The sequence below is a fragment of the Paenibacillus xylanexedens genome, assembly GCF_007676705.1.
In the GTDB taxonomy this organism is placed as follows: Bacteria; Bacillota; Bacilli; order Paenibacillales; family Paenibacillaceae; genus Paenibacillus; species Paenibacillus xylanexedens_C.
This window is the reverse complement of the sequence record NZ_VEBF01000001.1, coordinates 626657-638276: the sequence shown is the minus strand read 5'-3', so window position 1 is coordinate 638276 and position 11620 is coordinate 626657. Positions and strand designations below refer to the sequence as shown.

General features: G+C 36.8%; 12 protein-coding genes. All 12 read left to right on the top strand.

All coding sequences use genetic code 11. From position 1 onward, the window contains the following. Positions 1 to 72: 72 nt before the first annotated feature. The 12 genes from FS628_RS02715 (at position 73) to FS628_RS02660 (ending at position 11603) form a co-directional block, all read left to right on the top strand. Positions 73 to 1170: a Gfo/Idh/MocA family protein gene (locus tag FS628_RS02715; RefSeq protein ID WP_145318639.1), complete on the top strand. Its 1098-nt coding sequence runs from the start codon at positions 73 to 75 to the stop codon at positions 1168 to 1170. Positions 1171 to 1481: 311 nt separating this feature from the next. After that, complete coding sequence (locus FS628_RS02710) at positions 1482 to 1973, top strand: NUDIX hydrolase (RefSeq protein WP_145318636.1); 492 nt, start codon at positions 1482 to 1484, stop codon at positions 1971 to 1973. A 272-nt stretch (positions 1974 to 2245) separates the two neighbouring features. Further along, positions 2246 to 2842 carry a GNAT family N-acetyltransferase gene (locus FS628_RS02705; protein ID WP_222125171.1) on the top strand — a complete coding sequence of 199 codons (597 nt, stop codon included), beginning with the start codon at positions 2246 to 2248 and terminating at the stop codon, positions 2840 to 2842. Positions 2843 to 3057: 215 nt separating this feature from the next. Continuing rightward, positions 3058 to 3636 (top strand): histidine phosphatase family protein, encoded by a 579-nt coding sequence (locus FS628_RS02700; RefSeq protein ID WP_145321347.1) that lies wholly within the window; start codon positions 3058 to 3060, stop codon positions 3634 to 3636. 241 nt (positions 3637 to 3877) lie between these two features. Next, entirely contained in the window at positions 3878 to 4750 is an 873-nt protein-coding gene (locus FS628_RS02695; protein WP_145318633.1) for a DUF2971 domain-containing protein, read from the top strand. A gap of 225 nt (positions 4751 to 4975) precedes the next feature. Further along, positions 4976 to 5176 carry a hypothetical protein gene (locus FS628_RS02690; protein ID WP_145318630.1) on the top strand — a complete coding sequence of 67 codons (201 nt, stop codon included), beginning with the start codon at positions 4976 to 4978 and terminating at the stop codon, positions 5174 to 5176. A 229-nt stretch (positions 5177 to 5405) separates the two neighbouring features. Then, the gene (locus FS628_RS02685) at positions 5406 to 5921 is read left to right on the top strand and encodes a hypothetical protein (protein WP_145318627.1); all 516 of its coding nucleotides are present in this window, start codon (positions 5406 to 5408) and stop codon (positions 5919 to 5921) included. Positions 5922 to 6441: 520 nt separating this feature from the next. Continuing rightward, positions 6442 to 7062, top strand: coding sequence for a zinc dependent phospholipase C family protein (locus FS628_RS02680; RefSeq protein WP_145318624.1), 621 nt, complete (start codon positions 6442 to 6444; stop codon positions 7060 to 7062). 199 nt (positions 7063 to 7261) lie between these two features. Further along, the gene (locus FS628_RS02675; protein ID WP_145318621.1) at positions 7262 to 7687 is read left to right on the top strand and encodes an NUDIX hydrolase; all 426 of its coding nucleotides are present in this window, start codon (positions 7262 to 7264) and stop codon (positions 7685 to 7687) included. Between the two features lie 271 nt (positions 7688 to 7958). Then, positions 7959 to 8930, top strand: a complete 972-nt coding sequence (locus tag FS628_RS02670) for an HNH endonuclease (protein WP_145318618.1) — start codon at positions 7959 to 7961, stop codon at positions 8928 to 8930. Between the two features lie 161 nt (positions 8931 to 9091). Continuing rightward, positions 9092 to 10333: an SEC-C domain-containing protein gene (locus tag FS628_RS02665; RefSeq protein WP_145318615.1), complete on the top strand. Its 1242-nt coding sequence runs from the start codon at positions 9092 to 9094 to the stop codon at positions 10331 to 10333. 187 nt (positions 10334 to 10520) lie between these two features. Further along, complete coding sequence (locus tag FS628_RS02660) at positions 10521 to 11603, top strand: hypothetical protein (RefSeq protein ID WP_145318612.1); 1083 nt, start codon at positions 10521 to 10523, stop codon at positions 11601 to 11603. Positions 11604 to 11620 lie beyond the last annotated feature (17 nt).

Here is an 11620-nt window from a genome sequence, read left to right as displayed (position 1 = left end):
TTAATAATCTCTAGTTCAGCTTATATAGACGAGTTCATTGTAATCAAAATTTTATAATAAGGATGGGATGACATGGCTAAAGACGGGATGTTTTATGCACCAAAAAGTGTTACCAAAGAGGTCGTATGTGGTCCGGGTGAGTTCACGATTGCTGCTGTTGCGCTGGATCACGGGCATATTTACGGCATGGTTGGGGGATTGTTGGAGGCTGGAGCTACCCTCAAGTGGGTATATGATCCAGACCCGGCGAAGGTAGCGGCATTTCAGAAGCAGTTCCCACAGGCTCAAGTTGCTGGATCTGAAGCAGAGGTGCTTGCAGATGATGAGGTGTTGCTGGTGGCAAGTGCAGCGATCACTTCAGATCGTGCGCCGCTTGGCATGAGAGTTCTGGCCGCAGGCAAGGATTATTTTACAGACAAAGCCCCATTTACCACGCTGGAGCAATTAAAGCTTGCACGAGAAGAAGTGAAGCGAACGGGCAAAAAGTATATGGTGTATTACAGTGAACGACTGCATGTAGAAAGTGCGATCTATGCGGGGCAGCTCATTGAACAAGGGGCAATCGGCAAAGTAGTGCAAGTTATGGGTACAGGCCCGCATCGCTTAAATGCCGGAGGAAGACCCGACTGGTTCTTCAAGCATGAGCAGTATGGCGGCATTCTCTGTGATATCGGGAGTCACCAGATCGAACAATTTCTGACGTTTGCATCATGTACGGACGCTGAGGTAGGGTTCAGTCGTGTGCATAACTTCAATCACCCACAGTTCCCGGAACTGGAAGACTTCGGCGAAGCTTCTCTGATTGGTGACAACGGAGCGTCCGGTTACTTCCGAGTGGACTGGTTCACACCGGATGGTCTGGGCACATGGGGCGATGGGCGTACAGTTATTCTGGGAACGGACGGTTATATCGAGCTGCGGAAGTATATCGACATCGCAAGGGAACCTCAGGGGGATCAGGTGTACCTGGTCAATCATGAAGGAGAGTACCGCTATAATGTAAAAGGCAAGGTCGGTTACCCGTTCTTCGGCCAACTCATTCGCGATTGTCTGGACCGGACCGAGACCGCCATGACACAGGAACATGCATTCAAAGCGGCAGAACTCTGCCTGATTGCACAACATAAAGCGATGAGCGAGCGCGTGGTGTGGAGTAGCGGAGCGAAGTAGATATTTTAGGTGAAGGGGAGGAAAGGTTGATTACTGAAGGTTAATGGTAATTCTTCTATTGTTGAGTGAAGAAAGAGCAGCCCAAATGTTAAACTGCATCCAACAGGTTAGTCTCTTCTAACGAATGGAGCAGTTCGCACTGGGGCTGCTTTTTTTGAGTATGTTCGTGACTTCGCAGATGGATTAATATGGGTTATATTATAAGTAGTTCGGATATTCGTTAAAAAGAGAGGTATTTACGAAGTTCGTATATATGATGTTATCGGAAATCATGTGCAAATTTAAAACCCAAAAAGATGGAGGACACTCTTATGTTTTTCGTTAATTCGAGGGCAATAATTGAAAGATATGTTAATAACGAAATTGAAATTGTTGTTCAAGATAGAAACAAACCTGGCGCTCCAAAGAAAATTGAACTTCCAGGTGCAAGGATAGAGATGTATGAATCTTTAACAGCAGCTCTCCGTAGGGAAGTCAAAGAGGAGACTGGACTTGATGTTTATGAGATTGAGGGAGAAGAAAGCAGAATAGATACAAGTGATAGCAGTACGGATTTTGTAGTCGAATGTGTGAAACCGTTTGCTGCATATCAGACAACAATGGGACCAATAGATTCAGTTGGATATTATTTTAGATGTAAAGCAGATGGTGAGTTATTAAATAATGGTGATGATTCAGCGGATGTCAGATGGGTTTCGGTAAATCATCTTGCCAACTTGATGAATAAAGATCCTTTACTATTTTCCGATGTTGACCGTGCAGGGATTAAATACTATCTTAAAGAACATGGAAAAACAATTTAAAGTAGATTCGAAGAAGGCACATGACACCACATAACACAGTATTCACGCTTCGAGCCCTTCGGCCCTCGGTCCACTTGAGGCATTTCGGAGAAGAGGGCTCAGGTGGACACATCTACAAGGCTAAGTGGCAGAGCCACCCAGCACTTTAGTCGCTTTGCCTGACTACTTAAGCAGTTTAAGCCTTTTCGACGTTGTGAATACAAGAACGTTATCGGAAATCAATGCAAACAATATTTGTATTAGGGAAAACGAAAATTGAGGAGGGTCAAACGATGGAGGATAATTCAATGAAAATAGATTATAGTCAATACTTTTGGCAGGATGATAAAGTCAGATTACGTGCAATACATTCAGCAGATTGGAAAGGAGATTATATTAGTAATTTTGATACTCCTGCACGTCGTCTTCTAGAATGTTCGACAGAATTGCCGCCTACTATTGCGGGTTCAAAGAAATTTGCAGAGGAAAATGCTGATTTTTCCTCAACAAATGGAAGAATAATGTTTACTCTTGAGACCTTAGAAGGCGAAAGCATAGGAGGTATCAATCTTAATAGTATTGATGAAAGAAATGGTACGTTCAGTATCGGAATAGTAATCGATAAAGAATATCGTGGTATGAGTTATGGTACAAGAGCGATGAAGATTCTGTTAAGGTACGCATTCCTTGAACGAAGGCTTAATAAATTCAATGACTATGTTCTTGAGGGAAATGAAGCATCTGCAAAGATGATGGAGAATCTCGGATGTATTCAGGAAGGCGTACGGAGACAGGTCGTCTATATCAATGGCAAATTTATGGACTTCATTTTGTATGGATTAACGAAAGACGAATTTGTTGAAAAGCATAAAGAAGAGTTAAACCTCTAGAACTGACTTCCACCGGACAAATGTGAGTTAAAACGAGGAAGGCATTGACATCAGATAACAATATATTCACGCAGCGGCTCCTTACGGAGCCTTGGTCTGCTGGATGGATTTCAGGGAAGTGGACTCAGCAGACACATCCGAATTCGTCGGACGTCGTGAATACAGGAACGTTATATGAAATCAGCGTAAATGCATTGGAAAGGCAAAATTTATATATGACAACAACCATTGGATTAATAAGGCATGGAATAACTGAATGGAACTCTCTCGGTAAGGCACAAGGTATTTCAAATATTCCATTAAATGAGGAAGGATTGGCACAGGCTATAGCAACTGCTAAAAGAGTTTATAGTGAACAATGGGATTTTATTTACTCGAGTGACTTAATAAGGGCTTTGCAAACAGCTGAAGTTATTAGTAATGCATTAGGAATAAATTCGGTAACTACTGATTACCGGTTAAGAGAAATTTACTGTGGTCAAATTGAAGGTACCACCGAAGAAGAGCGAATTATGAAATGGGGAACTGATTGGCGTTTGAAAAGTTTGGGAATGGAGCCTTTTGAGGAAGTTGCAAAACGTGGTATAGACTTTGTTCGAGAAGTCAGTATTAAGTATCCGAATAAACGAATTCTAATAATTAGCCATGGAGTATTAATTGGACTGACACTACAACACTTATTTCCGAAGATCTTTAATAAAACAAATATAAAAAATACATCAATTACGATTATTAAACTGAATGAAAGAGAATGGGAATGCGTTCTATTCAATTGTACAAAGCATCTCGAATAAAAAGAAAGATATTGTTAAGTATCTCTAAGAAGACGATAATATCATATGACAACACATTCACGCATCGTTCCGCAAGAGGGATTTCGGTGGAGTAGATTCAGCGGACAACCCTGCACTACCTAACCGCATCGTGGCCGCCCCTTTGGGGCTTAAGGTAGTGAGGGCTCGTGAATGCATCAACGTTATATGAAAGATACGCAAATGTAAAATATTAAAATATTGAACACGTAGGAGAACTAACATGGACACACTTTATAAATATCGAGCAATAAATGAAAACACATTTAAGATTTTTTCGAGTAGCGAGTTTTGGTATGCAAAGATAGATAGCCTTAATGATCCAAATGAAGGGATGGTTCGAAAGGTATCCAGCCAGTTAGCAGAACAATTTATTAGGAAGACAAAAGAAAACCAGCTTTCTGGCTTTATCTTTAGTAGGGTCTTGGCAAAAGACGCTACTTTCTATGGGTTAAATAAACAAGAAGCAAGAAACTTTGATAAGAGAATTCGTAGTAAAAAAACTTTCGACAAGAAGTACGACTTGATTAATAATTTCTTGAAAGAGAAAACCGGTAGATATTTATCAAACCCCGAAGGGTTCATAAACTCAATCAATGAGAAAATTAATAATGCTGGGATATTAAGTTTAAGTGACAACCCCTTGCAAAGTTTAATGTGGTCACATTATGCGGATAGCCATAGCGGAATAGCTGTTGGGATTAGCGGATACAGTAGTGATTCATACAAGAAAGTTACATATAACGTATCTCCCAATATTCCTGAAGTTAACTTAGAAAAGTACAATGGTGTCTTAAATATGTTTGTAAATCATAATAGCTTTGAAATCGCATTTAATGACCCAGCACTGCAAACCATTTTGTTGACTAAAACTTTAGATTGGGCATATGAATCTGAATGGCGCGGGCTAATGGAAGCTTCCGGAGGTTACCCAATTGATGGCTATATTTCTGAGATTATTTTCGGATTGAGATGTAAAGAGGAACATAGACAAAAAGTTATTTCACTTTTAAAAGACAATAGAATTAATGTAAGTCTAAAAGAAGTATATAAGAAGGAAGATAGTTATGACTTGTATTTAAGAGATTATATGTAGTTTATCAAAGAGGGCGTATCCTTTATATAACACTATATCTACGCTGAGGGGGACAAGCCCCCTTGATCTGCCCGATGCATTTCGGAGAAGTGTGATTTGGCAGACAACCCTACAAGGCTAAGTCCGTTGGACCCGTTCGCGTTGCTCTCTTAAGCCTTTCGGGTTCGTAGATATAACAACGTTATAAGAAATCGGCATAAAGAAATAAAGACATAGGAGGATCAAATGTTACGTTTTATTGATGATGAATTAAAAACACAAACTTATGAGTTATTATCATTTTTTGAGAAGAATCGAATTGAATTTGAATTTTATGATTTGGATAATCCCGAGGATTATGAAGAAGATATTATTATTGATTTGGAATCAAAGATGAATTTTGGTTTGCCCTCATTGCGAGGATTATGCAGAGAGAACTTTAGGTGAAGTCCTTACAATAATAGAGGAAGTAAAAGACTCAAAAATTGTTGATGATTACATCTATATTAGTCCGAGGAGACTATTAATTAGAGTGGACTCGTTAAATAGAGAAAAAATTATTGCCCTTGAAGAAACAGTGGAGGGGGTATTTAATACATCTCTTACTGTTGATAATTAAACTCTTCTTTTTGATTTAGTTAAAGAGCAAACAAATTTTGCAATCGTTGTTACCGTAATGAACAATTACGACAGCTACTTCCCACCGGTGCTTTATGAAGATCTCTTCATTGAAATTACTTCAGAAAGACAGATTACTGAAGAACTTATTGAGGAGTTATCCCAAGCATATATGTTTGAGCTTAGTTCTTCATTAAATATAAAATTATTTTATTCCCCGAGACCTGTATATTTTGAATTGGAGTATGAACTGCAAGAAGGCGAGGAGAAGGCTAGACTTCGACCTTTAGTAGCACGGAGAGGGAATAAGGAACTTTACCAAATTTATAACTCGTGCGCCAGTATAGAGGACCCCGAGATTTTAGTTCTTATGTATACAAAAGTAATAGAGTATGTTTCCCAGACAGTCGTGCGGCGAGAATTACTAGATTCAGTCATGACAAAATTGTACAGCCCTAAAACGTTGAGTCCGGATGCGGGATATGTTCTCGAATTAGAGAAGCTGTTTGATGAGTTGGGAAATTTTAAGAAAGATAAAGAAGCAATTAGACTAACAATCCTCCAAAATATTTAAAGAATCTTAGCAGAATTAATCTTGAGAGTACGAGAGAAGAAAGGAAGCATGCACTTCTAGAATTATCAAACGCAGTTTCAGATACAAGAAATATGATTGCTCATGCAAAGACAAATTATAAAAATAAGGGGTATGAGTGTCCCAAGAGCGAAATGAAAGAGTTCTCAAACTGTTTGAAAATTCTTTCTGATCAGGTTATAAGATGGTTTTCTAGACAACACGATGATTCAAAAGTGATATAAGTTAAAACGGGGGTACTACAACGAAGATGCCGAAATCTTATAACAACGCATTCAACGCGTCGGTCGCTGCCGCTCCCTCTGTCCGCCAGAAGAATTTCGGAGAAGCGGATTCAGCGGACAATCCCTGCGAGGCTAAGTCTTCGACCCGGCCGGCGATCACTTCGTTTGATCGCCGCGGCAACTTAAGCCTCTCGGGTTCGTGAATGCGTGAGACGTTATATGTAATCCCTGCAAGAGCATGAAGATCAAGATCAAATTACCATGGGGTGACTTATATTATGGGATCCAGAATCATGCATTTGATTATCGGCCATAAAATTGCTGAGAGATTGAATATCGAAGACAGAACTTCGTTTTTGCTAGGCAGTATTGCTCCAGATGCTGTTGTTACAAAAGATGAATCTCATTTCTATAGAGGGGAACATCAGAACTTCACAAGACATATAGACTATCGAGAATTTTTAAATAAATATGAATCATATTCAGATAACCTGTATGTGCTTGGATATTTTGCACATTTAATTGCAGATGAACAGTGGATGAAGGGATTTTATATGCCTTGGCTGAGGAATCGAATGGAAGCAGATGTTGGAGTGTATCCACTGTATCATAATGATTTTAAATTATTGAACGGAAAGCTGTTAGAGCACTATGATTTTACTGATGAAATGAGAAATGCAATCAATAATAAAGCTGGTGAAGTCATTGATCTGGATGAGGTAAAGTCTCGTGATGTAATAGAATTCGTTCCTCATGTATTAGGAGATATGGAATATGACGAACAAGTAATAAATGAACCGCTGAAGGTCTTTAGTTTTATACAGATCAAAGGATATATCGAAACATCAGTAAATGTCGGAATAATGAATTTAGAACAATTATTTAAGAAAGAAGAATAGAGAAATTTGGCGATTCAGAGAAGGCAGGGACAACATATAACATAATATTCAAGCTGCGGACATTCGTCCTTGGCCCGGCATTTGCCGGACACTCAGCATACGCTGAGTCGTGAATACAGGAACGTTATAGGAAATCAGCGCAATATGTTAAAAATCAACTAGCACACAATATTAAATGTCTCTAAAAGGGGGATCAATAGTGCAAGGGTATAATGTGCTCATGATTTACAGCAAAGATATGGATAAATTACTTATGTGCAAGCGATCAAGGAATCCATATAAGGGTTTAAGTAATCTTGTTGGCGGTAAAATTGAACACGGAGAATCCGGCATTATGGCGGCATATAGAGAATTATTTGAAGAGACTGGCATATCTAATAAAGATATTATTCTACATCATTTAATGGACTTCAAATACTATATTCAAGAATGTTACGTGGAAGTTTATTTTGGCAAGTTAAATTATCATGTAGACGTCTACGGGGATGAAAATGAATTATACTGGTCCGATTTAAATAAGGATTTTTTCGATATGTCATTGTTTGCAGGTGAGGGTAATATTGGGCATATGATTGAACAAGTTAAGATGAGTAAGGATAAGATTCTTAAAGAAATTACTCTATAAGTTAACAAGGAATAAAAGACCTTTTGCATGTGAATCGAAGAAGGCGCTGACATCCTATAACACAAGTTTCACGCAGCGGACATTCGTCCTTGGTTGGAAGATGTGAATACAATAGAAGTAAATCACCAACACAGACTTCATCCTAAGATAAGAGCTATCTAAGGATGAAGCCCGTCGTGAACCTTTGAACGTTATCCGAAAAAACTTAAATACTTATTAATAACAAAAGTGAAGCGAAAGCTAGATCAGCTTGGATTAGGAGCAGAAGATTATGATGTGGATTGAAATGTCAACAGACGAAACACATGGAGGAAAAGGATGGGGATTTTCTCAATGTCTATGGTCTCCAGCATATAAGATCGTTAAGAACTCTAGAAGACCTTGGCCGTATTGGAATAGCTTGATACGTGTTAAAGAGGGAGACGTTATTTTACATCTTAAAGGTAATGCAGAGCCTGGATTTGTAGGATATTCTATTGCTGAAGCTGATGGCTTTGTTACAGATCTCAGACCGCCTAATCCCGGAAGCCAATGGGATTATGCAGAAAAGTTTAACAGAGTAAATTTAAAAGACTTTGAATTATTTACTGAAAAAATTTTGCTCAGTAAATTATTCAGTCAAAAGGAAAGTCAGCTTAGATACTATTTCAATACAAATAAAATCAAGAAAGGCAATGAAAAAAAACTTTTGTTTTATGTAGTTCAAAACGATAGTTTACGTAGGCAGAATGGAGCTTATTTGTCAGAGTTAGATAGGACATTAAGTGATATTCTATTTGATGAAATTACAAGCTACACAAACGTTAAAGAAACTAATATCAGAAAACAGGTAAAAGCATATGAAAGTCAATCAAGTTTAGCAATTCGAATCGGACAAAATGAATTTTCGAAAAATGTTAAAGAAAACTTTCACAATAAATGTTGCTTTCCTAGTTGCGAAATTAGCGATAAAAACTTTTTGATAGGGTCACATATAGCACGATGGTCGGACAGACCGGAATTAAGAGGAGAAATAGATAACGGTTTGTGTCTTTGTTTAATGCACGATAAAGCTTTTGAAATGGGCTTATTTACTTTAGATAGTGATTTGCTAGTATCAATAAATACTGAGCGCTTAGCCAATTATGGTAATCCAATAAATCGAATAAAAGAATTTAATGGTTATCCTATCAAGCAAGCGCAAACATGCGTTAACACTGATTATTTAGAACATCACTGGACAAGAATTGGTTTTAGACCTTGAACAAAGAAGTATAGCGGTTTCAAAGAAGCCTGTTTCTTCGGATAACATAATATTCACGCTGCGAGCATTCGCTCTTGGTCCGGCCTTCGCCGGACACCCGACATACGTCGGGTCGTGAATACAGGAACGTTAGGTGAAATTTATTGAAAAGGAGAAATAGAATGCATTCAACAAAGCTCCCTCGTAACAGTATTTGTCCTTGTGGAAGTGGTAAAAAATATAAAAAGTGTTGTATAGATATAGATTTCACCTGGATGGAAGATGAAACAGGAAATATTTATAAATCAATACCGTTAACTGAAGAACTAGCAGTATTGCTTGAAAAAAAATCAAAAAGGTTTAAAGATACATTTGGACGGGAACCAGAACCTAACGATCCTGTTTTTTTTGATCAATTTTATATGCATGATACACCAGAGAATATTGATGATGCGATGTTAGAAATAATGGGTTTAGCTAATATAGATGAAGCATTTAAGTATGCATACAAAAAAACAGGAAGAATTGTTACTGAAATCAATAAATCATTAATACCAGATTTAGAGATTAAAGAATGGGTGGAGGCAGTAGATGAATATTATAATCTGCAAGATACTGAAAAAAAATCGGATGATAAACAATCGATAATTGAAAGTTTAATAAGTGAGTTGGAACCATGCGTTATGATTCTAGGTATGATAGTTAAAAGAAGTGGAAGTTTTGATGAAAATTACGAACGAAGGTTTACAGAGAAAGAATATATTCTATTTTGTGTAACAAAAACATTTAAAACAATGAAATCAATTGTAGCTAATACTAAAAAAGGATATATAGAAGATTCATTTGTATTGCTACGAACAATCTATGAGAACTACATAAATTTACTATATATCTCCAATAACCCTTCCGCATTAGAAAATCTAATCGCAATACAAATAGGTATTAAATCAGGAACCCACGAATATGGAATTAACAAAAAGGGGCAAATTGATAAGAGGAAAATTATAGACAATAAGACTGGAAAAGAATATCTAGGGCATATCAGTAATTATGCTATGGTTAATTCGAGCAAATACTCAATTGACGTTGAAATATTTGACAGATTGTACGAATTTCTTTCTAGTTTCACTCATCCAGATCTTAAAATAGCCAGTCATTATATGAATGATGATGGATTTGATCCTAATAATGGTCAATTTTCTATTGAAGACAACATAATATTAAGTTTATTTGTTTGCTCGTTTATTTTTGATGAGCTTCTTTTAGTTAATAATATTGGAAGAGAGTTGGTTAATGATATTGCTATATACCTTAAGAAATTGAAAGCGAAATTACTAAAACTCGAAGAGCTTAATTTGCACAAGTCATTATCAAACCCGCTTATAGAAAGAACAAAATTTTTACTTGAACGTTACTTACAATAAACATCGCCTGACATCATATCTACACATCGGAGCCTATCGGTTCCTCGGTCCGCTCGAAGGAGAGTTGGAAGGAAGTTGAATCAGGAGGACAAACTACTCCGACTTAAGACCCACGTCGGGTCTTAAGTCGGAGGGACGCCGTAGATACAGAAACGTTAGGCGAAATTAATTTGGAAGGTAGAGAGAAATGAATAAAGAAAATGAAAGAGCAAGAATACTTGAAATAATTTTTGTGGTTGCCTTTTTTATACTGGTCTCAACAGTTGTCTGGTATTTATTAAAAAACATTAGCGCGCCTCAAGAGATTAATTACAACAGGTTTAATGGAGATGCCCAAGCAATAATGGCAGCAACTGATAATGCTATAAATAAGATATATAATATTTTGGTTATTAGCACCGTTTTTTTCACAATTCTTGTAGCCTCAGTTTCAGTTTTTCAGTTCATTAAAATGAAAGATGTGGACAAGCTAAAAAGGGAATTGAAAAGTGAAATAACTAAAAATAAAAAATCAATCAAAAAAAGACTCGAAAATTATGATTTAGAAGTAGAAACTTTAGCTCAAAAGTATTCAGAGAAAACAATAGAGCTTGAGAAGAATAGTGAGATGTTAATACAAAACTTAAGAAAAACGATAGATCTTCAAATTAAACAGCTAACTGATAAAAGTGTTAAATTGGATATAGATACTACCTATCTAAAAATAGTAGAACTTCGTAATAAGACGAGTTACAACATTCTAGAACTAAAAAAACACTATGATAATATTATAGATCTTTTGAAAATGTATCCAGAAGTAAAAGAGTTGCCTTTCAAAGAAAAAGTTTTTTTAGACACAGCTTATTTCTATTCAAATTCATTATCATTTATAGAATCTTATGAAATTTATGAGATAGCGAAAAACTTAATAAGTGAGGTCCTTAAAACAACAGAAGACATCTTTATAGAATCAAATGCAAATAGGTTGATGGCAGATCTTGAGATGAGATATCATCCGAATGAATCAAGAGAAATACCCTATTTAGAAAGTGTAGTGGAACAAAATAATTATGATCTTGAAGCAACTCTTCTTCTAATGATTTCGTATGATAAACGTTTTTCTGATGAAGATCCTAACAAAATGTTGCTTCTAGCAAAACAAGCTATTGATCTAACAGAAGACGAAGCCCGAAAAGAAATTTGTAATTTAGTAAAAGAAAACTTATTGAAAAATATAGTTAACTCAGAAATGAGAGATGAGTTTCAAGAATTAATTAAATTTTCTGAATAATCGATTTCAAGGCTCTA